Genomic DNA, 22,746 nt, shown 5'->3' with positions numbered 1-22,746 from the left:
GCGGGCGGGGTTCTTCCCCTGCCCGCCCTTTCCCGTGGCCGGACCGGAGCTGTCCGGAACGGCGCGCGCGGGCCGGGAGCGGCCGTCTAGCCCTCCCACCACGGCCGCGCGGACCACGGTTCCGTCAGCGCCGCCCACACGGAGAACACCAGCACCCCCGCCACCAGCAGCACCCACCCCACCGCCCGCACCGCCCGGCGCCGGCGCAGCGCGCGGCGGCCGCGTCCGGCGGCCCGCGCGGCGAGTCCCCGGGGCAGCGGCGGGTGGCGGAGGTCCAGCATCCGGCGGACCTCGTCCTCCTTACGGTCGAGGCCGCTCACGGTCCGGCCCGCCACGGCCGGGTACGCCACCACCCGGCCCGCCAGGTCGCGGCTCCGGCCCGCCCCGCGCGGGGCGCACCGCGGCGCAGTGTGTCGACCGCGCGCGTGCAGAGCGTGCGCACGCGCTCCACCGGCAGGCCGAGCAGCGCGGCCGTCTGCTCCTCCGCGAGGCCCTCGGCCAGGCGCAGGACGAGGACCAGGCGCTCCTGCGGGGCGAGCGGGGCCAGTACCCCACCGGGGTCCGCGCTCCCGGGCCGGCGGGCGGTGCGCGCGTAGCGGGTCACCAGCTCCTGGCGGGCGCGGTCGTACGGATCCTCGCCGCGCAGCCCGTCCCAGGCGGCGTACGTGGCGGCCAGCGCGGCCGTCAGCAGCCGCGCGGCGGCCTCGGGGCCGTGGCCGGCCGCGGGATCACCGGATGTGCCCCCGGCGGGTGTCCGGCCGGGCGCCTCGCCCGTGAGCAGCGCGGCGACGTGCAGCAGCCTGCCGCCCGCACCCGCGACGAACTCCTCGAACTCATGGGCGCGGCGGCGCTCCCTGGCCGTCCGCCGTTCTCCCACCCGCCGCCCCCGTCCCCGGCCCCCCGGTCCGTGCCTCGCACGCGCGGACAGCGTCCGTACGCGTGTCGTACGCACCAGGAGAGGGCAGCCGGCGGCGCCGGGTCAAGAGGCCGGCGTGGCCGGGGGCAGGGCGTTGTGCACCTCGGAGAGGGCGGAGTTGAAGCGGGTGAGCAGGGTGGTGAAGACGTCCCGCTCCTCCTCGGTCCAGCCGGAGGTCACCAGGGCCATCAGCTCGCGCCGGGAGCCGCGCACCTCGTCGAGGCGGGCCTTGCCGCGCGGGGACAGCTGGAGCACGACGGCCCGGCCGTCCTCGGGGTGCGAGGTCCGCTTGACGAGGCCGGTGTCGACCAGCGGCGCCACCTGGCGGGTGACGGTCGAGGAGTCGATCCCCATGCCCGCGGCGAGCGCCTTGACGCCCATCGGACCTTCCTGGTCGAGGCGGTTGAGCAGCAGATAGGCGGCGCGGTCCATGGAGTTGCGGACCTGGCCTACACCGCCGAGCCGGGTCTGTTCGGCGCGACGGGCGAAGACGGCCACCTGGTGCTGGAGGGCGTCGAGGACGCCTGGGGCGAGGTCGGTCGTCATGTCCGGAGGGGTGGGCATGGCCTGGGGCTCACTTCGTACGGCGGGCAGGGAATCGCTGAGGATTGGGGGACAGAGTACGCGGCCCGACGGGCGCTCGTACGGGTGCTGCGCAAACCGCTCGGTATGCGCCGCCGCGCGCCCGCCGCCCGTCCGCCTCCCTTCCGCGCCGGTATGCGCGGATGTGCGCGTCCTGTGACGGTAGTCGCGGAGGCGAGCTGCGAGACTGGCGGCATGGCTGCACGAGTTGATGACGAAGGTACGGTCCGACGCGTAACCGGTCAGTCCGCAGGTCAGCCGGGAAGCCGGTCCGCAGACCGCCCCGCGGGGTCGTCCGCCGCCCCGGGGACGGATCCGGAGGCGGACCCGGCGGCCCACGATCCGCTGCCTCTTCCCTCCGGGATGTCCGGGAAAGTTCCCCCCGCGGCGCCCGGGTTATCCCTTGATGTCTCCCACGGCGATTCCCACGGCTCTTCTCTTGATGTCTCACTCGAAGCGGTGCGCGAAGCCCAGAAGATGCTCTCCGGCGTCGCCCGCGCGACCCTCATGGAGGGCAGCCGCTTCCTGTCCGGACTGGTGGGCGCCCCGGTCCACCTGAAGTGCGAGAACCTCCAGCGCACGGGCTCCTTCAAGGTGCGCGGGGCATACGTCCGGATCGCCGGGCTGTCCCCGCGGGAGCGCGCGGCGGGGGTGGTGGCCGCCAGCGCGGGCAACCACGCGCAGGGCGTGGCCCTCGCGGCCTCGCTCCTGGGCGTGCGCTCCACGGTGTTCATGCCGGAGGGCGCGCCCCTGCCCAAGGTGGCCGCCACCCGGGAGTACGGCGCCGAGGTGCGCCTGCACGGACAGATCGTCGACGAGGCGGTGCGCGCCGCGCAGGAACACGCCCGGGAGACCGGCGCGGTGTTCATCCACCCCTTCGACCACCCGGACGTCATCGCCGGTCAGGGCACGATCGGCCTGGAGATCCTGGAGCAGTGCCCCGAGGTGCGCACCATCGTGGTGGGTATCGGCGGCGGCGGTCTGGTGGCCGGTATCGCGGTGGCCGTGAAGGTGCTGCGGCCCGATGTGCGGATCGTGGGCGTGCAGGCGGCGGGCGCGGCCGCCTATCCGCCGTCGCTGGCCGCCGGGGAGCCGGTGTCGATACCCGCGCCGGCGACGATGGCCGACGGCATCAAGGTGGGCCGCCCCGGCGACATCCCCTTCCGGATCATCGAGGAACTGGTCGACGAGGTCCGCACGGTCTCCGAGGACGACCTCTCCAGCGCCCTCCTGCTCTGCCTGGAGCGGGCCAAGATGGTGGTCGAGCCGGCCGGGGCGAGCCCCGTGGCGGCGCTGCTCGCGGACCCGGGCTCCTTCGAAGGGCCCGTCGTCGCGGTGCTGTCCGGCGGCAACGTCGACCCGCTGGTGCTCCAGCGCACCCTGCGGCACGGCATGGCGGCGGCGGGCCGCTATCTGTCGCTGCGGGTGCGGCTCACGGACCGCCCGGGCGCGCTGGCCGCCCTCCTGGAGGTGCTCTCTGAGGTCGACGCCAACGTCCTGGACGTGGGTCACGTGCGCACCGATCCGCGGCTCGGGCTCACGGAGGCGGAGGTCGAGCTGCATCTGGAGACCAAGGGGCCGGAGCACTGCGTGGTGGTGGGGACCGCCCTGCGCGAGGCGGGGTATCTGGTGATGCCCTGACGGCGGGCGGGTAACGGCGGCCGTGGGTGCCGAGGAGTCCATTCACAGGGCGGGAGGACGACAGCGAACGTAAAATCCTGTAATACGTCACCCAAACGGGGAGAACCTCCATGCCAGGCGCCATTTTTGCCGAAGGCCTGGTCAAGACTTTCGGCGATGTCAGGGCTCTGGACGGCGTCGATCTCGACGTACCCGAAGGAACCGTTCTAGGACTTCTCGGCCCCAACGGCGCCGGCAAGACCACCGCAGTGCGCGTCCTCACCACCCTGCTCAAACCCGACAGCGGCACGGCCCGCGTGGCGGGCATCGACGTCCTGAAGAAGCCCCACGAGGTCCGGCGCTCGATCGGGCTCTCCGGCCAGTTCGCCGCCGTCGACGAGTATCTGACGGGTCGTGAGAATCTCCAGATGGTCGGTCAGCTCTACCAGATGAGCGCGCGCGACGCGAAGGTCCGCGCGGGCCGGCTGCTGGACCGCTTCAACCTCGCCGACGCCGCCGACCGCACCGCCAAGACCTACTCCGGCGGCATGCGGCGCCGCCTCGACCTCGCCGCCGCCCTGGTCGTCAGCCCGCCCGTGATGTTCATGGACGAGCCGACCACCGGCCTCGACCCGCGCAACCGGCAGCAGCTCTGGGAGGTCATCGAGGAACTGGTCGCGGGCGGCACGACCCTGCTGCTCACCACCCAGTACCTGGAGGAGGCCGACCGCCTCGCGCACGACATCGCGGTGGTCGACCACGGCAAGGTCATCGCCCGTGGCACCTCCGACCAGCTCAAGGCGCGCACCGGCGGGGAGCGCGTCGAGGTCGTCGTCCACCAGGCCCACCAGATCGCCCCCGCCGACGAGGTCCTGCGCGGCTTCGGCAAGGGCGAGTCGAAGGTCGAGGAGCACACCCGCAAGGTCACCGTCCCGGTGTCCGGCGGCGCGAAGCTGCTCGCCGAGGTGATCAGAGAGCTGGACGCCCGGGGCATCGAGATCGACGACATCGGGCTGCGCCGCCCCACGCTGGACGACGTCTTCATCTCGCTCACCGGGCATGTGGCCGAGGCGGAGGAGGCCGAGGGGCAGGAGCGGGGGAGCGGCAAGGGCGGCTCCCCGGCGCCCGAGGCCCGTCAGGGGCACAAGCGGCACGACAGGAAGGAGGCGGGCTCGTGAGCATCCTCGACGGCGCTCCCGCCGCGACGGGACCGCGTCCGTACGGCGGCGTCGGCCAGTCCGTGCGCGACTCCCTGGTCGTCGCCAAGCGCAATCTGATCCGGATGGCCCGGATCCCCGAGATGGTCATCTTCGGGCTGATCCAGCCGATCATGTTCGTGGTGCTGTTCAGCTACGTCTTCGGCGGCTCCATCGCCGTGGGCGGCAGCACCGACCCCTCGACGTACCGCGAGTTCCTGATGGCCGGCATCTTCGCGCAGACCGTCACCTTCGCGACGGCCGGCGCGGGCGCGGGCATCGCCGACGACATGCACAAGGGGCTCATCGACCGCTTCCGGTCGCTGCCCATGGCGCGCGGGGCGGTGCTCACCGGCCGCACCCTCGCCGACCTCGTGCAGACGGCGCTGACGCTGGTGGTGCTGGCGATCGTCGCGGTGATCGTGGGATGGCGCACCCACGCGGGCATCCCCAAGGCGGTGGCGGGCTTCGCGCTGCTGCTCCTGCTCGGCTACGCCTTCTCCTGGATCGGCGCCCTGATCGGGCTGTCGGTGCGGACCCCGGAGGCGGCCACGTCCGGCGGGCTGATCTGGCTCTTCCCGCTCACCTTCATCTCGAACGCCTTCGTGCCCTCGGACAACATGCCGATGGTGCTCCGCAACATCGCCGAGTGGAACCCCTTCAGTGCCACGGTGCAAGCGGCCCGGCAGCTCTTCGGCAATCTCCCGGACGGCTATCCGGTGCCCGCGGCCTGGCCCATGCAGCACCCGGTGTGGGCCTCGCTGATCTGGTCCGTGGTGATCATCGTGGTCTTCCGGACCCTGTCGGTGCGGAAGTACCGGTCGGCGACGGCCTGAGGCCGGGCCCGCCCGCCGTGACCGGCCGGGCGCGGCGACGACGGAGCCCCGGACCCGGTGCACGGGTCCGGGGCTCCGTCGCGCCTCGGAGGCCCGGCTTCCGCCGGGCCGCGTCCTCGGGCCGTCTCCGTGCGGATCGGGCCCTTCCATGGGGTCAGGCCGTGTAGGGCTTGGCCTCCAGGATGCGGACCATGGCCTTCTTGCCGTTCGGCAGCTCGTACGAGGCGTCCTCGCCGATCTTCTTGCCGTTGACCCCCGTGCCCAGCGGGGACTGGGGGGAGTACGTCTCGATGTCCGTGCTGGCGTACTCACGGGAGGCGAGCAGGAAGGTCATGGTGTCGTCCGGGTCGCCGTCGAAGGCGATGGTGACGACGGTGCCGGGCGCGACGACGCCGGTCGCGGCCGGGGCCTCGCCGACCTTCGCGTTCTCCAGCAGCTGCGTGAGCTGGCGCACACGGAGCTCCTGCTTGCCCTGCTCCTCCTTGGCCGCGTGGTACCCGCCGTTCTCTCGCAGGTCACCCTCCTCGCGGGCCGCCGCGATCTTCATCGCGATCTCGGTGCGAGCGGGACCAGACAGGTACTCCAGCTCGGCCTTGAGCTGGTCGTACGCCTCCTGAGTCAGCCAGGTGACGTTGTCGCTGGTCTGGGTCACAGGTGCTCCTCGTCGGTACTGGGAAAAACTTGGGGTTACGGCTGGGGTCACAGCCGGGATACAAATGAACGCCCTACTCAGAAGGGTGCGCCTTCAAAGGTGGGCGAAACCACGAGCCTAACAATTACGTCCGTAAAGGGGGAAGAAGTCAGCGGGAGAAAACGCGCAAGAAGCGCGTAAGCGCTGGTCAGCCGCGTGACGAGCTGGTGCAACCCTCGAGCGCGGTGGCCGAGGCGCGCCGGGTGGTGTGCAGCGTGACCAGCTGCGTGAAGTGACCCTCGCGGCGGTCGAGCGTGACGTCCTTACGGGCGACCTCGCCGCCGTCCTCGCCCAGCGAGCGCAGGGTGCAGATGGCCGTGGCGTCCTTGTCCTTACGGACCTCCAGGACGGCCTCGACGGTGGTGTCGGAGACCGGCTTCGAGCGGATCAGCTGTCCCGTGACGTCCGACGACGTGATGTAGTGCACGGCCGACCAGCCGATCACGCCCAGCAGGCAGGCGCCCAGCACCGCCCCGATGATCTTCAGCTTGCGGTCGGCGCGCTCGTCCGCCGAGCGGCCGTAACGACCCTCGGGCAGGCCCTCGCGTACCGCAGCCATGATCTTTCCTCCTGGTCGGGGACCGGCGGGGAGAACTGGAATGAAACGTCTCCCGCTTCGGTCACTATAGGAGGCGCCCCGACACACCGATAAGACGGGCCATGACCAGTGACTGAGGATCGAGCCTTGACTGAGCAGCTGCGACTGATGGCCGTGCACGCCCACCCCGACGACGAGTCGAGCAAGGGCGCGGCCACGATGGCCAAGTACGTGTCCGAGGGGGTGGACGTGCTGGTCGCGACGTGCACGGGTGGCGAGCGTGGCTCCATCCTCAACCCCAAGCTCCAGGGCGACCCCTACATCGAGGAGCACATCCACGAGGTGCGCGCCAAGGAGATGGCGGAGGCGCGCGACATTCTCGGTGTGAAGCAGGAGTGGCTGGGATTCGTCGACTCCGGGCTGCCCGAGGGCGACCCGCTGCCGCCGCTGCCCGAGGGCTGCTTCGCGCTCCAGGACGTCGACGAGGCGGCGGGCGAGCTGGTGAAGCTGATCCGCGAGTTCCGTCCGCACGTGATCACCACGTACGACGAGAACGGCGGCTACCCGCACCCCGACCACATCATGACCCACAAGATCACGATGGTGGCCTTCGAGGCGGCGGGCGACCCCGAGCGCTACCCCGAGGCCGGCGAGCCCTGGCAGCCGCAGAAGCTCTACTACAACCAGGGCTTCAACCGGGAGCGCACCCTGGCCCTGCACGAGGCGCTGCTGGCCCGCGGCCTGGAGTCCCCTTACGGCGAGTGGCTGGAGCGCTGGCTGACGGCCGGCCGCGAGCGGACCCTGACCACCTACGTCCCGTGCGGCGACTTCTTCGAGATCCGGGACAAGGCGCTGATCGCGCACGCGACCCAGATCGACCCGGACGGCGGCTGGTTCCGGGTGCCGCTGGACCTTCAGCGGGAGGTCTGGCCGACCGAGGAGTACGAGCTGGCGAAGTCCCTCGTCGGCACGTCCCTCCCCGAGGACGACCTCTTCGCGGGCATCCGCAACAATTGACCCCATGACGACCTCCCCCGCGCTCACGCATCTGGTACCGCTCGCCGCGGAGCTCGACCAGAACAAGGTCACTCCCGGTGTGCTCGGCTTCATTGTCTTCGCGCTGATCGGCGGCGCCGTCTGGCTGCTGATGAAGAGCATGAACAAGCACATGAACAAGGTGGACTTCGAGGAGGCCCCGGAGGAGACCCCGGCGGCCGCCAAGGGGACCGCCGCCGCGAGCGGCACCGGCGCCTGAGCGTCCGGACCGGGGGCGACCGCCCCTGACACGGCCGTGGCCCACCGGGCCGCGGTCGCCTTCGGGCGTGCCCGCGCCCGGCCGCGCCCCGCCGTACCCCTTCGCGCCCCCGTCCTCCTTCCGGGCGCCGTGTCCCGATCAAGCCTGTGGACAACTCACCGATCGGGCCGGGTTGGGGAAGGATGGGGTCATGCCGAACCGCCTGGCGCATGAGACGTCCCCGTACCTCCTCCAGCACGCCGAGAATCCGGTGGACTGGTGGCCGTGGTCGCCCGAGGCCTTCGAGGAGGCCCGGCGGCGCGATGTGCCCGTGCTGCTGAGCGTCGGGTACTCCAGCTGTCACTGGTGCCATGTGATGGCGCACGAATCGTTCGAGGACGACGACACGGCCGCGTTCCTCAACGAGCACTTCGTCCCGGTCAAGGTCGACCGCGAGGAGCGCCCCGACGTCGACGCGGTCTACATGGAGGCCGTGCAGGCGGCCACCGGCCACGGCGGCTGGCCCATGACGGTCTTCCTCACCCCCGGGGCCGAGCCGTTCTACTTCGGCACGTACTTCCCGCCCGAGCCCCGGCACGGCACGGCGTCCTTCCCGCAGGTGCTGGAGGGCGTCCGGGCCGCGTGGGCCGACCGCCGGGAGGAGGTCGGCGAGGTCGCCGGCCGGATCGTGCGCGATCTGTCGGAGCGCACCCTCACCCTGAGCCTCGCCGAGGAGGACGCCGACGGCGAGGACGGAGGGGCCGGCTCCGTGCCCCGGCCGCCCGGCCCCGAGCACCTCCACCAGGCCCTGATGGGGCTCACCCGGGACTTCGACGCCGTGCGCGGCGGCTTCGGCGGCGCCCCGAAGTTCCCGCCGTCCATGACCCTGGAGTTCCTGCTCCGCCACCACGCCCGTACGGGCTCCGAGGGCGCCCTCCAGATGGTGGAGGCCACCTGCGAGGCCATGGCCCGCGGCGGGATCTACGACCAGCTCGGCGGCGGCTTCGCGCGGTACGCGGTGGACGCCACGTGGACGGTGCCCCACTTCGAGAAGATGCTCTACGACAACGCCCTGCTCTGCCGGGTGTACGCGCACCTGTGGCGGGTCACCGGATCGGGGCTCGCCCGCCGTGTCGCCCTGGAGACGGCCGACTTCCTGGTCCGCGAGATGCGCACCGACCAGGGCGGTTTCGCGTCGGCGCTGGACGCCGACAGCGGAGTCGTAGACGAATTGGGGCACCTCCCAGCGGTAGCTGGGGGAGGCACCGGCGCGCACGCCGAGGGCGCCTTCTACGTGTGGACGCCGGGGCAGCTGAAGGAGGTCCTGGGCGAGGAGGACGGCGAGCTGGCGGCCGCCCACTTCGGGGTGACCAAGGAGGGCACGTTCGAGGAGGGCGCCTCGGTCCTCCAGCTGCCGGACACCGAGGTCCTGCTGGAGGCGGGGCGGCTCGCCGCCGTGCGCCGCAAGCTGCTGGCGGCGCGGGAGACCCGGCCCCGTCCCGGCCGGGACGACAAGATCGTGGCCGCCTGGAACGGCCTGGCGATCGCCGCGCTGGCGGAGACCGGCGCGTACTTCGACCGCCCGGATCTCGTGCAGGCCGCGACGGACGCCGCCGATCTGCTCGTCCGCACCCACATGGACTGGCACGCGCGGCTGTTCCGCACCTCCCTGGACGGCGTGGCGGGCGCCCACGCGGGCGTCCTGGAGGACTACGCGGACGTGGCCGAGGGCTTCCTCACGCTCACCGCGGTCACGGGCGAGGGGGTGTGGACGGACTTCGCGGGGCTGCTGCTGGACTCCGTCCTGGCACACTTCCGGGGCGAGGACGGCGGCTTCTTCGACACGGCCGACGACGCCGAGGCCCTGATCCGCCGCCCGCAGGACCCGACGGACACCGCGACGCCCTCCGGCTGGACGGCGGCCTGCGGCGCCCTGCTGACGTACGCCGCCTACACGGGCAGCGCCCCGCACCGGGAGGCGGCGGAGCGCGCGCTCGGTGTGGTGCGGGCGCTCGGCCCGAAGGCGCCGCGCTTCATCAGCTGGGGTCTCGCCGCCGCCGAGGCGCTGCTGGACGGGCCTCGCGAGGTCGCCGTCGTCGGCCCGCAGGATCACCCGGCGACGCTCGCCCTGCACCGCACCGCCCTGCTGTCGACGGCCCCCGGGCTGGCGGTGGCCGTGGGCGAGGTCGGCTCGGAGGAGGTGCCGCTGCTCTCCGGGCGGCCGCTGCTCGACGGCAGGCCGGCCGCGTACGTCTGCCGGGACTTCACCTGCCGGCGGCCGACGGACGACCCGGCGGTGCTGGCGGCGAGCCTGGCCGCGAGGACGTGACCCCGGGCCGGGGCCGGTCCTGGGTGGTCGGCGGGCTCCGGCGGCCGTCCCGGGCCCGGCGGCCCGGAGGGCTCGGAGGACTCAGAAGCCTCGGAGGGCTCAGAGGGTGAGGCCCCGGTCGAGGACGTCGAGCGTGCGGCTGATGAGCGCGATCAGGTCCTCGGTCTGGCCCTGCTCGACCCAGCGCATCAGGGCCTCGTGCATCGCCGCGAGCACGGCGGCGATGACGACCCGCAGCTCCAGGTCGTCGGCCGGGCGGCCGGTGCGCTCGGCCAGCACGCCGCAGAGCATCCGCGCCGACTCGCCCATGCCCTCGGCCTGCCGGCCGCGCAGCGAGGGCACCTCGCGGACGAGTCTGGTCCGCTGCTTGAGCTCGACGACGTCGCTGTCGATGACGTGGCGCATCGAGGAGAGGACCCCCTGCCGGATGGCCTCGACCGGTGACTCGCTCATCGGCCGGGCCCGGATCGCCGCCTCCAGCAGCGGGTCGTACTCGTCGGTCAGGACGATGTCGTCCTTGGTGGGGAAGTAGCGGAAGACCGTGCTGGGGGAGACGTCCGCGGCCTCGGCGATCTGGTCGACCGGGGTCGCGTCGTACCCCTGCTTCTCGAAGAGCCGGTAGGCGGCGCGGCGGATCGCCTGACGGGTCTGGATCTTCTTCCGCTCGCGCAGCCCGAGCCGGGGCCCGGGCGTCGCGGCGGAGGAGGTGTCTGCGGAGGCCATGGCAGCATTCTCAGGCATCGACCTTCTCGGCGACCACGCCGTGGTCCCCGGTGGCCGCCTTGTCGCGCCCGTTGGGCAGGAAGGCGGCGGTGAGCATCGCGGCGGCGATGCCGGCGATCGCGCAGACCAGCAGCGCGAGGTCCATGCCGTGCAGATAGGCGCTGTCCGCCGAGCGGGCCAGGGCCTTGCTGCCCAGCTCGGCGGCCACCTGGTGGGCGCGGCCGAGGGAGTCCGAGGCCGCGTCGGCCGCGGCGGGCGGCAGCCCGGTGGTGTCGAGCCGCGAGGTGTAGGCCCCGGCGATCAGGCTGCCGAGGACCGCGATGCCGACGGCCCCGGCGACCTGGCGGAGCGTCATCAGCAGGCCGGACCCGTTGCCCGTGCGGTCGCGGGGCAAGGCGCCCAGGGCGCCGTCCATGGCGGGGATGATCCCGAAGCCGAAGCCGAATCCGGCGAGGGTCAGCCACAGCGCGGTCCAGCCGTAGCCGTCGTGGAGGTCCGTACGGCTGCCGAGCAGCCCGGCGACGGCCATCACGAACAGGGCGCCGGTGATGACCGGGCGCGGCCCGAACCTCTTGACGAGCGGCCCGGCGGCGCGGGCCGCCACCAGCAGGCCGCCCATCATCGGCATCATCCGCAGGCCGGTGCCGAAGGCGTCCAGACCCAGCACGGCCTGGAGGTAGGTGGGCAGCACGAACAGCAGGCCCATGAGGGTGAAGGAGACCAGGGACGCCGCGATCGTGCTCCACAGGAAGCCGCCGTGGCGCAGGAGGGCGAGGTCGAGCATCGGCCGGGCGCGCCGCCGCTCGCGCAGGACCAGGCCGGTCAGCAGCAGTACGGCGAGGACGAGCGCGCCGAGCACGAAGGGGGAGTTCCAGCCGCGGGTGGGGCCCTCGTTGAGCCCGAAGACGAAGGCGCCGAGGCCGGTGACGGTGAGGGTGGTGGAGACGGCGTCGACCTTGGGGGAGGACGGGTCACGGGTCTCGGGGAGCAGGAAGACGCAGGCGGCGATGCCGAGCAGCACCAGCGGGACGTTGATCAGGAAGATCGAGCCCCACCAGAAGTGGTCGAGCAGCCAGCCGCCGACGATCGGGCCGAGCGGCATGCCCAGCGCGGAGGCGGCGGAGACCGCGCCCACGGCCTTGGTGCGCTCCTCGGGCGGGAACAGCGTGGGCAGTACGGCCATGGCCAGCGGCATGATCAGCGCGCCGCCCACGCCGAGGACCGAGCGGGCCGCGATGACCAGGCCCGGGGAGTCGACGAAGACGCCGAGCAGCGAGCCCGCGAGGAAGACCGTGAGCCCGGTCAGGAGCATCCGCCGGCGGCCGAAGCGGTCGCCGAGCAGGCCCGCGGGGAGCATCAGGGCGGCGAAGACGACGAAGTAGGAGTTGGCGATCCACTGCTGTTCGCCGGTGTCGGCGCCGAGCTGGGTGGCCATGACCGGCAGGGCCACGTTGAGGATCGTGCCGTCGAAGCCGAGGACCAGCATGCAGGCGACCAGGGCGCCCAGGGCCCACCAGCGGCGCGGGTCGAGCCCGGCCTCGGCCTCGGGTGCGAGCGGGGTACTCAAGACACACCTCCAAGAGAGTTGACGTCAAATGAAAGTAACTCTCAAAAGATGCAGACTGTCAATCGAGACCGGTCTCTTCGGTGCGTTCGGCGGGGGCGCGCGCCGGAGGGCGGCGCACTCGGCGGAGGCCGCGCCCCGGGAGCGACGAAGGCCGCGACCTCGTCGAGGTCGCGGCCTTGGAGGCTGCGTGGTGGGTGCCCCTGGGCAGGGGCCCGGCTCAGGCGTGCGTATAGGCGACCAGTGAGATGCCCACGTAATGCACGATGAACGCCGCCAGCGTCAGCGAGTGGAAGACCTCGTGGAAGCCGAACCAGCGCGGGGACGGGTTGGGGCGCTTGATGCCGTAGATGACGCCGCCCACGCTGTAGAGCAGCCCGCCGACGATCACGAGGACGAGCACCGCGATGCCGCCCTTCCGCAGGAAGTCCGGCAGGAAGAAGACGGCGGCCCAGCCCATGGCGATGTAGCAGGGGGTGTAGAGCCAGCGCGGCGCGCCGACCCAGAACATGCGGAAGGCGATGCCCGCCGCCGCGGCCGCCCAGACCGCCCAGAGCAGCACCTGGCCCTTGCCGTCGGGGAGGAGCAGCATGGTCAGCGGCGTGTAGGTGCCGGCGATGATCAGGAAGATGTTGGCGTGGTCGAGCCGGCGGAGCACGGCGTTGACCCTGGGGCTCCAGTCGCCCCGGTGGTAGAGGGCGCTGATACCGAAGAGCAGGCAGGCGGAGAGCACGTAGACCGCGCAGGCGATGCGGCCGCGGGTGCTGTCCGCGAGGGCGGTCAGGAACACGCCGGCGATCAGGACCGCGGGGAACATGCCGGCGTGCAGCCAGCCGCGCAGGCGCGGCTTGGCGTTCGGCAGGGGGAGGCCGGGCGGGGCGGCGGCCGCGGCGCCGGCGGGGGCGGGCTGCGCGGGAAGCGCTGCGTCGGGCGCGGAAGTCATGGCGGCATGGTACCTACGGCACCGTAAGTTACGGATCAGTACCACGTGGCGATGGTCACGGGGGCGCCCCCTGGACAGAAGCGGGGCGGAGTCGGATGATCAAATGAGTGCGGGCGGCACCGGATGAGCGGTCACGAAGCGTCTGGGTCGCAGCCCCCAAGGGGCACCTTCCACAGCAGCGGACCGAGCGGGCGACAGGGCGCGAGGTCCGTCAACCCTCAAATCTGACGCCGGGGTCAGTGTGGTCCCCGGCGGGACGGAGCGATCGTGGCGCGCAGCAATGCGGCTCCCACCACTCTCACCAACCACCAGGAGCTGATCTCCTGGGTCGACGAGATCGCCGCCCTCACCCAGCCGGACCAGGTGGTCTGGTGCGACGGTTCCGAGGCCGAGTACGAGCGCCTGTGCGAGGAGCTCGTCGCCAAGGGCACCTTCCGCAAACTCGACCCCGTCAAGCGCCCCCACTCGTACTACGCCGCCTCCGACCCGAGTGACGTGGCCCGCGTCGAGGACCGCACGTTCATCTGCTCCGAGAAGGAGGAGGACGCCGGCCCGACCAACCACTGGAAGGCCCCCGCCGAGATGCGGGAGATCTTCCGGGGCAAGGACGACCAGGGCGGCATCTTCCGCGGCTCCATGCGCGGCCGCACGATGTACGTCGTGCCCTTCTGCATGGGCCCGCTCGGCTCCCCGCTCTCCGCGATCGGTGTCGAGATCACCGACTCGGCCTACGTCGCCGTCTCCATGCGCACCATGACCCGGATGGGCCAGGCCGTCCTCGACGAGCTCGGCACCGACGGGTTCTTCGTCAAGGCCGTCCACACCCTCGGCGCCCCGCTGGCCGAGGGCGAGGCCGACGTCCCGTGGCCGTGCAACACCACCAAGTACATCTCGCACTTCCCCGAGGACCGCGAGATCTGGTCCTACGGCTCCGGCTACGGCGGCAACGCCCTGCTGGGCAAGAAGTGTTACGCGCTGCGCATCGCCTCCGTCATGGCCCGCGACGAGGGCTGGCTCGCCGAGCACATGCTCATCCTCAAGCTCACCCCGCCGCGCGGCGAGGCGAAGTACGTGGCCGCCGCCTTCCCCTCCGCCTGCGGCAAGACCAACCTCGCCATGCTGGAGCCCACGGTCCCCGGCTGGACGGTCGAGACCATCGGCGACGACATCGCCTGGATGCGCTTCGGCGAGGACGGCCGGCTCTACGCCATCAACCCCGAGGCCGGCTTCTTCGGCGTCGCGCCCGGCACCGGCGAGCACACCAACGCCAACGCCATGAAGACCATGTGGGGCAACTCCGTCTTCACCAACGTCGCCCTCACCGACGACGGCGACGTGTGGTGGGAGGGCATGACGGAGGAGCCGCCCGCGCACCTCACGGACTGGAAGGGCAACGACTGGACGCCGGCGAGCGGCACCCCCGCCGCCCACCCCAACGCCCGCTTCACCGTCCCCGCCGCGCAGTGCCCGATCATCGCGCCCGAGTGGGAGGACCCCAAGGGCGTGCCGATCTCGGCGATCCTCTTCGGCGGCCGCCGCGCCTCGGCCGTGCCGCTGGTGACGGAGTCCTTCGACTGGCAGCACGGCGTCTTCCTCGGCGCCAACGTCGCCTCCGAGAAGACCGCCGCCGCCGAGGGCAAGGTCGGTGAGCTGCGCCGCGACCCCTTCGCCATGCTGCCGTTCTGCGGCTACAACATGGGCGACTACATGGGTCACTGGCTGGAGGTCGGCAAGGGGAAGGACCAGGCCAAGCTGCCGAAGATCTACTACGTGAACTGGTTCCGCAAGGACGCGGCCGGCCGGTTCGTGTGGCCGGGCTTCGGCGAGAACAGCCGGGTGCTCAAATGGATCGTCGAGCGGCTGGACGGCACGGCGGAGGGCGTCGGGACGCCGATCGGCGTGCTGCCCACGAAGGAGGCCCTCGACACGGACGGCCTCGACCTGGGAGCGGACGACCTCGACTTCCTGCTGACCGTCGACAAGGAGGTCTGGCGTGAGGAGGCCTCGCTGATCCCCGAGCACCTGAACACGTTCGGCGAGCACACGCCGAAGGAGCTGTGGGACGAGTACCGGGCGCTGGTGCGGCGCCTGGGCTGAGGCCGGGAGGGTGCTGGAGGCCCGGCCTCCAGCACCTGCGCGAAGTGACGTACGGCCCCGCCGGTCAGGCGGGGATGCCCAGCGCCGCCGCGTGCGCCCGCAGGCGCTCCCCGGCGACGGCCTCGCCGGCCGTGTCCTTCGCCGACACGGCGACGACCAGCGCCTGTCCGGCGAGCTGGTGCGCCCGCTGGTGCAGGGCGTCGACGCGGGCGGGGGTGGCGTGGTCCGCGGACGGGGCCGCGCGGAGCGGGGAGCTGCCGCGCAGCCGGGTGATCAGATCGGCGAGCCGGTCCGCGGCGTCGTCCAGCGCGCCGGACGGCGTGAGGGCGCGGAGCTCGTCGGTGACCGTCAGCAGCGCGGTGAGGTGCCCCGCGAGCCGGATGTCCAGCTGCTCCTCGCGGGAGCGGCGCAGCTCGCGCTTGCTCCAGTGCTGTGCGGCCAGGCTGTGGACCGACTGCGTCCGGATTGGCTCGTACATGGATGGCCTCCTGGAAATACCTCAGAAGGCCATCCTAACTTAGACGGCGTCTAAAGTTGTTTTACCTACAGAACGGGATCTTCCTCAGGGCTGGCTGTAGCCGTCCAGGAAGGTGCCGATCCGGGTCACCGCTTCCGCCAGATCCTTGGTGTTCGGCAGCGTGACCAGGCGGAAGTGGTCGGGCTCCGGCCAGTTGAAGCCGGTGCCGTGCACGACCATGATCTTCTCGGCCCGGAGCAGGTCCAGGACCATCTGCCGGTCGTCCTTGATCTTGTAGACCTTGGGGTCGAGCCGGGGGAAGGCGTACAGCGCGCCCTTGGGCTTCACGCACGTCACACCGGGGATCTGCGTCAGCAGCTCGTACGCCACGTCCCGCTGCTCGCGCAGCCGGCCGCCGGGCAGTACCAGGTCGTTGATCGACTGCCGGCCTCCGAGCGCCGTGGCCACCGCGTGCTGCGCCGGCATGTTCGCGCACAGGCGCATGTTGGCGAGGATCGTCAGGCCCTCGATGTAGCTGTCGGCGTGCGCCTTCGGGCCGCAGACCGCCATCCAGCCGCTGCGGTAGCCGGCGACCCGGTAGGACTTCGACAGGCCGTTGAAGGTCAGGGTGAGCAGGTCCGGGGCGATGGCCGCGGTCGGCGTGTGGGTGACGTCGTCGTAGAGGATCTTGTCGTAGATCTCGTCGGAGCAGACGATCAGGTTGTGGCGGCGGGCGATCTCCGTCAGGCCGCGCAGCATCTCGTCGTCGTAGACCGCGCCCGTGGGGTTGTTGGGGTTGATGATGACGATGGCCTTGGTGCGGTCGGTGACCTTCCGCTCCACGTCGGCGAGGTCCGGCATCCAGTCCGACTGCTCGTCGCAGCGGTAGTGCACGGCCGTGCCGCCGGCCAGCGAGACGGACGCCGTCCACAGCGGATAGTCGGGTGCGGGGACGAGCACCTCGTCGCCGTCGTCGAGCAGTGCCTGCATCGACATCTGGATCAGCTCCGAGACGCCGTTGCCGAGGTAGACGTCCTCGACGGACAGCTCGATGCCCTTGGTCTCGTAGTGCTGCACCACCGCCCGGCGGGCGGAGAGCAGCCCCTTGGCGTCGCCGTAGCCGTGTGCGCTGCCGACGTTGCGGAGCATGTCCTCGAGGATCTCCGGCGGGCACTCGAAACCGAAGGTCGCTGGGTTGCCCGTGTTGAGCTTGAGGATGCGGTGACCTGCCGCTTCCAGCCGCATCGCCTCCTCGAGCACCGGGCCACGGATCTCGTAGCAGACGTTGGCGAGCTTCGTTGACTGGATCACCTGCATGACGGCCACCATACGGGGGCTCCGGGACCCCCGCGCGTGGATTCCCGTCACACCGGATGCCCCGGCCGGGCCGCCCGGAGGCCCCGGTCAGCGCCCCGGCGACCGCCGGACCGTCCGCCCCGCCAGGACGTCCGTCCGGCGTCCGTCTTCCATCACAAAGCGTCCGGCAATCAGGACATAAGGAATGCCGGTCGGAAGCGTCCGCGGGGCTTCGAAAGTGGCACCGGCGGCCACGGTCTCCGGATCGAAGAGCACCAGGTCGGCGCGGTATCCCTCGCGCACGAGACCCCGGTCCGGCAGCCTCAGCCGGGCCGCGGGCCGCGACGTGAGATGCGCCACGCACTCCTCCAGCGGCAGCACCCCGAGCTCCCGCGCGTAGCGGCCCAGGTAGTGCGGGAACGTGCCGTACGCGCGGGGGTGCGGCTTGGCGCCGTGCAGGATCCCGTCGCTGCCGCCGGTGTGCGCGCGATGGCGCATGATCGCCCGGACGTTCTCCTCGTGCCCCACGTGCTGGAGGATCGTCGACCCCAGCCGGTCGGCCAGCAGCAGCCCACGGGCGACGGCCCAGGGCCGCTCGCCGCGCGCGCGGGCGAGGGCGGCGACCGTCCGGCCGACGTACCCGGCCAGCGCCGGGTCCGCCACCCCCGAGATCTCTATGGCGTCCCAGTCGATCGGCACCCCGTGGCAGCCGTCCGCGCCCTCGACCTCCATCGCGTGCCGGACGCGCTCGGCCGTCGCGTCGTCCCGCAGCCGCGCCAGGACCGCCTCCGGGCCGCCCTCGCCCGCCCAGCTCGGCAGCATCGCGACGAGCGTGGTGCAGCCCGGGGTGTACGGATAGGTGTCCAGGGAGATGTCGGCGCCGTCCGCGAGCGCGGCGTCGAGCAGCGCCAGCAGTTCGGGGGCGCGGCCCTCGTTCACCCCGAAGTTCATGGTCGCGTGCGCGAGGTGCAGGGCGCAGCCCGCCTCGCGGGTGAGGGCGATCATCTCCGCGTACGCGCCGAGCGCCCCGGCCCCGTACGAGCGGTGGTGCGGGCAGTAGTAGCCGTCGTAGGCGGCGACGACCCGGCACAGCTCCGTGAGCTCGGCGTCGCCGGCGTACATGCCGGGCGTGTAGGTGAGGCCGGAGGACATGCCGACGGCGCCCTGCTCCAGGCCCTCGGCGACCAGCCGCTTCATCCGGCCGAGCTCGGCGGGCGTGGCCGCCCGGTCCTCCCAGCCGACCGCGAGCATCCGCACGGTGCCCTGCGGGACGAGGTAGGCGGCGTTGACGGCGGTGCCCTGCCGGTCGAGCCGGTCCAGGTACTCGCCGACGGTCCGCCAGTCGAAGTCGACGCTCGTGTCCCCGGGCCCGCCGCCGTTCCAGCCGGTGATCTGGGCGCGGACCTCCGCGAGGGTGCGGTCGTCCACGGGCGCGTACGACAGGCCGTCCTGGCCGAGGACCTCAAGGGTCACGCCCTGGGCGGCCTTGGCCTCGTGGGCGGGGTCGCGGAGGAGGGCGAGGTCGCTGTGGGCGTGCATGTCGATGAAGCCGGGGGAGAGGGCGAGGCCGTGGGCGTCGAGGACGCGCCCGCCGCCGGGGCGGCGGCCCTGTCCTTCTCTGCGGATCTCGGCGATACGGCCGTCCCGCAGGGCGACGTCGGCCCGGTAGGAGGGGCCGGCGGTGCCGTCGATGACGCGGACGTCGCGGAGGACGGTGTCCATGGTGGTGTGCCCTTTCCTTGGCCCCGGCCCCGCCGCCTCCCGCACCCGGGTGGCCGGGCCGGTGGGTCAGAAGAACGTGCGGACGTATTCCGTGACCGTGCCGTCCTCCTCGACCAGCGGGATCAGCTGCCACTTGTCGAAGGTCGTGCACGGGTGCGACAGCCCCAGCCCCACCCAGTCCCCGACCTCCAGCTCCGCGCCCTCCGCCAGCTCCACGAACGTGTGCTGGTCGGCGAGGGCGACGACCGTCAGGCCCGTGGCGCTCCGCACGGAACCGTCGCGCGCGGAGCGCACGAGCTGCGGTTCGGGCAGGTCGAGGTCGTACGGGGCGTCGCGCTTGCCCGCGTCGAGGTACGCGCGGCCCGGCTCGGGGCGCGAGACGACCTGGGCCCACAGCCGGAGCGCGGGGAGCAGTCCGCCCTGGTCCGGGTGGCGGTTGAACGGTGTCCTGCGGCGGTAGAAGCCGTCGTCGTGGGCGACGTAGGCCCCGGCGCGCAGCACCTTCCGCACGGGGGCGGACAGCGGCGGGAGCTCCCCGAGGACGTCGGCGACCGCGTCGAACCACGAGCTGCCGCCGGCGCTCACCACGATCTCCGCCACGTCCGTGAACCGGCCCGCCTCGTCGAACTCCACGGCGAGCGCGGTCAGCCGCCGCAGCCACGCCCGTACGCGCCCGGTGTCGGCATCCGGTATCTCGCCCTCGTAGCCCGCGACACCGGCCAGGCGCAGGGTGTCCGTGGCGGCCACGGCGTCGGCGACGGCGGCGCACTCCGCCTCGGTGCGCGCCCCCGTGCGGCCGCCGTCGGTGCCCAGTTCGACGAGGACGTCCAGGGGGCGCGTGGCACCGGCCGCGCGCAGGGCGGTGTCCATGAGCTCCACGCCGCGCACCGAGTCGACGTAGGTGAGCAGGTGGAACGCGGGGTCGGCGGCGAGCTCGGCGGCGAGCATGCGCAGGGCGGCGGCGTTCACGACCTCGTTGGCGAGGAGTATCCGCCGGACGCCGAAGGCGCGGTGGACGCGGACCTGGGCGGGGGTCGCGGCGGTGAGGCCCCACGCGCCCCGGGCCAGCTGGCGCGCGAAGAGCTGCGGGGCCATGGCCGTCTTGGCGTGCGGGGCGAAGCTGAGGCCGCGGTCGGCCGACCAGCGCTCCATGAGGGCGAGGTTGTGGTCGAGCGCGGCGGAGGAGAGGGTGAGCACGGGAGTGGTGAAGCCGCCGGTGAACAGCGGGCGGCGCTCGGCGGCCAGGGCGCCGACGGTCAGGCCCCCGGCGTCCGGGGGCAGACCCTTGAAGCGGTGGTCGAGGCGCTCCTCGGCGAGGCGCGCGACGGCGGCCTCGCTGAAGGGTCCGGCGCCGGCCATGGAGCCTCCCGTGAACATCAGTTGCAGTATGTGCAACATCCATTGCGTATATCGCTCACCGCTGTCTAACATCCCGGCAGGCGCAGGGTCAACGGTCGCCCCGGACACCTGGGGCGCCGTCACATGGCCCGCGCGGCGGGCGGATCGGCGAACGAGGGGTACGGGTGGCTGTCGGCGGCGGTGACGGGACGCGCGCGGAGGTGGTGTGCCTCGGCGAGGCCATGGTCGCCTTCCGCCCCTCACGCCCCGGCGGCCTCGGCGACGTGCCGTCCTTCGCGCGGGGCGTCGGCGGCGCGGAGGCGAACGTCGCCTGCGCGCTCGCGGCGGCGGGCCACCACACGCGCTGGATCGGCCGGGTGGGCGCGGACGGCTTCGGCGACTACGTGGTCTCGGCGATCGCCGCGTACGGCGTGGACGTCTCGGCGGTCCAGCGCGACCCGCTGCGGCCCACGGGCGTCTACTTCCGGACGGCGGGGGAACGGGCGGTGACGGAGGGGCGGGCGGCGGCCGGCGGCCCGGCGGGTACCGCCCCGGACTATCCGACGCCGACGGGCGCCCGCGCGGAGGCCCCGCCGGAGAGCCCCGGTGGGGCACCGGCGGGTTCGCGGGCCGGTGCGGGCCCGGAGGGCCCTGCGACGGCGGGCCCTCGCGCGGCCGTCCCGCCCTCCGCTCCGGCACCACCGGTCGGCCCCGGCGCGGGCCCCGGGGACCCTGCGGCGGTGGGTTCCCGCGCGGCCGTACGCGGGCGGGTGCCGGACGCCGCCGTGGTCGTGCGCGCGGACGCGGCGCCCGGCGATCCGGCACAGGACGGCTCAGGCGGTGCGCCGGCGGGTTCGCGGGCCGGTGCCGGCCCGGACGCCCCTGCGACGGCGTCCCCCCACGCGGACGCCGAGCCCGCCGATCCGGCACCGGACGGCTCCGCCGCCGGGCTCGCCGAAGTCGCCTACTACCGCGCCGGGTCCGCCGCCTCCGCCATGTCCCCGGAGCTCGTCCCCCGCGCGGCCGCCTGGGCCGGGCGGGTGCTGCACCTGACCGGGATCACCCCCGCGCTCTCCGCCGGCTGCCTCGCCCTCGTCCGCGAGCTGACCGCCCCCTCGTTGCCCGGCCGCCCGCTGCTCTCCTTCGACGTCAACTACCGCGTGGGCCTGTGGCGGGACACCGCGGAGGGCCCCGCCGTCCTCGCCGAGCTGGCGCGCCGCTGCGACCTCGTCTTCGTCGGCGAGGACGAGGCGGAGGCGGCGTGGGGCCTCCACGGCCCGTCCGCGATCCGGGCCGCGCTCCCCGAACCGGACGTCCTGGTCGTCAAACGGGGCGCGGCGGGCGCGGTGGCGTACGTACGGGAGCGGGGCGCGGGGCCCGCGGCGGCGGACGCCCCCGGCGAGCCCGTCTCCGAGGAGCGGACCTCCGCGGAACGGGGCGGTCCCGCGCCTCGTACCCCCGGCACCGGTCGATCACCGGCCCCCGCCGCCCCCACCGACCGCGTCGTCTCCGTCCCCGCCCTCCGCGTCGACGTCGTCGCCCCCGTCGGCGCCGGTGACGCCTTCGCCGCCGGGTTCCTCTCCGGGGTCCTGCGCGGGCTGGACGTCCGGGCGCGGTTGCGGCACGGGCACCTCATGGCCGCCGCCGCGCTCACCGCCGCCGGGGACCTCGGCGTGCCGCCGCGCCGGGCGGACGCCGACCGGCTGGCCGCGCTCGACGACGCCGCCTGGGGGAGACTGCGACTCGGCCCCGGCTGGACGGACCGTCCGCCGGCGGCCGAGGCCCCGTACGCCGAGGTGGAGGACCGCACCGCATGAACGACCCCGCGCGCCCGCGCGCCACGACCGTCCCGCACGGGAACGGCGGGCCGGACGCATGAGCCAGACCGTCGACCGGGCGCTGACCATCCTCCCGCTCCTCGCCGAGGGCCCCGCCAACCTCGAACAGGTGGCGACCCGCCTCGGCGTCCACAAGTCCACCGCGCTGCGCCTCCTGCGCACCCTGCACGAGCACGGCTTCGTCCACCGCCAGCAGGACCAGCGCTACCGCCTCGGCGCCCGCCTGTTCGCCCTCGCGCAGCAGGCCGTCGAGAGCCTCGACGTGCGGGAGATCGCCCACCCCCACCTCGTCGCCCTCAACGAGGCGTGCGGCCACACCGTGCACCTCGCGGTGCACGAGGAGGGCGAGGTCCTCTACATCGACAAGGTCGAGAGCCGCTACCCCGTACGGATGTACTCCCGGATCGGGAAGCCGGTCGCGATCACCGTCGCCGCCGTCGCCAAGCTGCTCCTCGCCGACCTCCCCGAGCCCGAGCGCCGCGCGCTCGCCGAGCGGCTCGACTACCCGGCCTACACCTCACGGTCGACGCCGAACGCCGCCGCCTTCCTCAAGGAGCTGGCGACCGTGCGCGAGCAGGGCTGGGCCACCGACCTCGGCGGCCACGAGGAGTCCATCAACTGCGTCGGGGCGCCCGTGCGGGGCGTGGACGGCCGCGTCGTCGCCGCCTGCTCCATCTCGGCGCCCAACGTCGTCGTCACCGCCGAGGAACTCCTCGCGCTGCTCCCGCTGCTGCGCCGCACCGCCGAGGCGATCAGCGCGGAGTACTCCGGGAGGCCCCTCCCGTGAGCTCCGGAGACCGTCCCGACCGTCCCCCTTACGAATGAC

General features: G+C 73.1%; 21 protein-coding genes and 1 pseudogene. 10 read left to right on the top strand and 12 right to left on the bottom strand.

Annotation, left to right across the window (positions count from 1 at the left end):
• Positions 1-86 precede the first annotated feature (86 nt).
• The 3 genes from SMD11_RS12480 to SMD11_RS12470 form a co-directional block, all read right to left on the bottom strand.
• Positions 87-320: a hypothetical protein gene (locus SMD11_RS12480; RefSeq protein WP_087930457.1), complete on the bottom strand. Its 234-nt coding sequence runs from the start codon at positions 318-320 to the stop codon at positions 87-89.
• The gene (locus tag SMD11_RS12475; RefSeq protein ID WP_087926530.1) at positions 317-877 is read right to left on the bottom strand and encodes a sigma factor-like helix-turn-helix DNA-binding protein; all 561 of its coding nucleotides are present in this window, start codon (positions 875-877) and stop codon (positions 317-319) included. Before SMD11_RS12475 ends, SMD11_RS12480 begins: the two co-directional genes overlap by 4 nt.
• A gap of 102 nt (positions 878-979) precedes the next feature.
• The gene (locus SMD11_RS12470) at positions 980-1,480 is read right to left on the bottom strand and encodes a MarR family winged helix-turn-helix transcriptional regulator (RefSeq protein ID WP_199843862.1); all 501 of its coding nucleotides are present in this window, start codon (positions 1,478-1,480) and stop codon (positions 980-982) included.
• 495 nt (positions 1,481-1,975) lie between these two features.
• Between SMD11_RS12470 and ilvA the strand changes: the two genes are divergently transcribed.
• The 3 genes from ilvA to SMD11_RS12455 all read left to right on the top strand — a co-directional run bounded on the left by ilvA (position 1,976) and on the right by SMD11_RS12455 (position 5,150).
• Positions 1,976-3,139, top strand: a complete 1,164-nt coding sequence (gene ilvA, locus SMD11_RS12465) for a threonine ammonia-lyase (protein ID WP_234366395.1) — start codon at positions 1,976-1,978, stop codon at positions 3,137-3,139.
• Positions 3,140-3,249: 110 nt separating this feature from the next.
• Positions 3,250-4,296 carry an ATP-binding cassette domain-containing protein gene (locus SMD11_RS12460; protein WP_087926528.1) on the top strand — a complete coding sequence of 349 codons (1,047 nt, stop codon included), beginning with the start codon at positions 3,250-3,252 and terminating at the stop codon, positions 4,294-4,296.
• The gene (locus SMD11_RS12455; protein ID WP_234366008.1) at positions 4,293-5,150 is read left to right on the top strand and encodes an ABC transporter permease; all 858 of its coding nucleotides are present in this window, start codon (positions 4,293-4,295) and stop codon (positions 5,148-5,150) included. Before SMD11_RS12460 ends, SMD11_RS12455 begins: the two co-directional genes overlap by 4 nt.
• Positions 5,151-5,304: 154 nt before the next feature.
• On the opposite strand, the gene greA is transcribed toward SMD11_RS12455, so the two are convergent.
• Together greA and SMD11_RS12445 are read right to left on the bottom strand one after the other, a co-directional pair.
• A complete protein-coding gene (gene greA / locus SMD11_RS12450) occupies positions 5,305-5,802 on the bottom strand; it encodes a transcription elongation factor GreA (RefSeq protein ID WP_087926527.1) in 498 nt (165 codons plus the stop codon).
• A gap of 187 nt (positions 5,803-5,989) precedes the next feature.
• Positions 5,990-6,400, bottom strand: a complete 411-nt coding sequence (locus tag SMD11_RS12445; protein ID WP_087926526.1) for a DUF4307 domain-containing protein — start codon at positions 6,398-6,400, stop codon at positions 5,990-5,992.
• Between the two features lie 126 nt (positions 6,401-6,526).
• Here SMD11_RS12445 and mca point away from each other — a divergent pair, with 126 nt between their 5' ends.
• The 3 genes from mca to SMD11_RS12430 all read left to right on the top strand — a co-directional run bounded on the left by mca (position 6,527) and on the right by SMD11_RS12430 (position 9,942).
• Positions 6,527-7,396: a mycothiol conjugate amidase Mca gene (gene mca, locus SMD11_RS12440; protein WP_087926525.1), complete on the top strand. Its 870-nt coding sequence runs from the start codon at positions 6,527-6,529 to the stop codon at positions 7,394-7,396.
• A 4-nt stretch (positions 7,397-7,400) separates the two neighbouring features.
• Positions 7,401-7,634: a hypothetical protein gene (locus tag SMD11_RS12435; protein WP_087926524.1), complete on the top strand. Its 234-nt coding sequence runs from the start codon at positions 7,401-7,403 to the stop codon at positions 7,632-7,634.
• Positions 7,635-7,824: 190 nt separating this feature from the next.
• Positions 7,825-9,942 carry a thioredoxin domain-containing protein gene (locus SMD11_RS12430; protein WP_087926523.1) on the top strand — a complete coding sequence of 706 codons (2,118 nt, stop codon included), beginning with the start codon at positions 7,825-7,827 and terminating at the stop codon, positions 9,940-9,942.
• A gap of 99 nt (positions 9,943-10,041) precedes the next feature.
• Here the strand turns inward: SMD11_RS12430 and SMD11_RS12425 are convergent, their stop codons facing one another.
• The 3 genes from SMD11_RS12425 to trhA form a co-directional block, all read right to left on the bottom strand.
• A complete protein-coding gene (locus SMD11_RS12425; RefSeq protein WP_087926522.1) occupies positions 10,042-10,665 on the bottom strand; it encodes a TetR/AcrR family transcriptional regulator in 624 nt (207 codons plus the stop codon).
• Between the two features lie 10 nt (positions 10,666-10,675).
• On the bottom strand, positions 10,676-12,151 hold the full coding sequence (locus tag SMD11_RS12420; RefSeq protein WP_087930454.1) for an MFS transporter: 1,476 nt from the start codon (positions 12,149-12,151) through the stop codon (positions 10,676-10,678).
• A 298-nt stretch (positions 12,152-12,449) separates the two neighbouring features.
• The gene (gene trhA, locus SMD11_RS12415) at positions 12,450-13,172 is read right to left on the bottom strand and encodes a PAQR family membrane homeostasis protein TrhA (RefSeq protein WP_087926521.1); all 723 of its coding nucleotides are present in this window, start codon (positions 13,170-13,172) and stop codon (positions 12,450-12,452) included.
• 267 nt (positions 13,173-13,439) lie between these two features.
• Here trhA and SMD11_RS12410 point away from each other — a divergent pair, with 267 nt between their 5' ends.
• A complete protein-coding gene (locus SMD11_RS12410; protein WP_087926520.1) occupies positions 13,440-15,269 on the top strand; it encodes a phosphoenolpyruvate carboxykinase (GTP) in 1,830 nt (609 codons plus the stop codon).
• 64 nt (positions 15,270-15,333) lie between these two features.
• On the opposite strand, the gene SMD11_RS12405 is transcribed toward SMD11_RS12410, so the two are convergent.
• The 4 genes from SMD11_RS12405 to SMD11_RS12390 form a co-directional block, all read right to left on the bottom strand.
• Positions 15,334-15,747, bottom strand: a complete 414-nt coding sequence (locus SMD11_RS12405) for a hypothetical protein (RefSeq protein ID WP_087926519.1) — start codon at positions 15,745-15,747, stop codon at positions 15,334-15,336.
• An 84-nt stretch (positions 15,748-15,831) separates the two neighbouring features.
• Positions 15,832-17,043 (bottom strand): pyridoxal phosphate-dependent aminotransferase, encoded by a 1,212-nt coding sequence (locus SMD11_RS12400; protein WP_087930453.1) that lies wholly within the window; start codon positions 17,041-17,043, stop codon positions 15,832-15,834.
• Positions 17,044-17,130: 87 nt separating this feature from the next.
• A complete protein-coding gene (locus tag SMD11_RS12395) occupies positions 17,131-18,744 on the bottom strand; it encodes an N-acyl-D-amino-acid deacylase family protein (RefSeq protein ID WP_087926518.1) in 1,614 nt (537 codons plus the stop codon).
• A 66-nt stretch (positions 18,745-18,810) separates the two neighbouring features.
• On the bottom strand, positions 18,811-20,121 hold the full coding sequence (locus SMD11_RS12390) for an amino acid deaminase (protein WP_418952519.1): 1,311 nt from the start codon (positions 20,119-20,121) through the stop codon (positions 18,811-18,813).
• A gap of 203 nt (positions 20,122-20,324) precedes the next feature.
• On the opposite strand from SMD11_RS12390, the pseudogene SMD11_RS36350 reads away from it, so the two are divergent.
• The 3 genes and pseudogenes from SMD11_RS36350 to SMD11_RS12380 all read left to right on the top strand — a co-directional run.
• Positions 20,325-20,586: pseudogene (locus SMD11_RS36350) on the top strand (PfkB family carbohydrate kinase); the annotation flags it as partial.
• A gap of 236 nt (positions 20,587-20,822) precedes the next feature.
• Positions 20,823-21,899, top strand: a complete 1,077-nt coding sequence (locus SMD11_RS12385; protein WP_234366394.1) for a PfkB family carbohydrate kinase — start codon at positions 20,823-20,825, stop codon at positions 21,897-21,899.
• Positions 21,900-21,957: 58 nt separating this feature from the next.
• The gene (locus SMD11_RS12380) at positions 21,958-22,707 is read left to right on the top strand and encodes an IclR family transcriptional regulator (RefSeq protein ID WP_087926517.1); all 750 of its coding nucleotides are present in this window, start codon (positions 21,958-21,960) and stop codon (positions 22,705-22,707) included.
• Positions 22,708-22,746 lie beyond the last annotated feature (39 nt).

Origin of the sequence: Streptomyces albireticuli (assembly GCF_002192455.1) — a bacterium.
GTDB classification, from domain to species: domain Bacteria; phylum Actinomycetota; class Actinomycetes; order Streptomycetales; family Streptomycetaceae; genus Streptomyces; species Streptomyces albireticuli_B.
The sequence above is the reverse complement of the archived record's forward strand: the minus strand, read 5'-3'. Positions and strand labels throughout refer to the sequence as shown.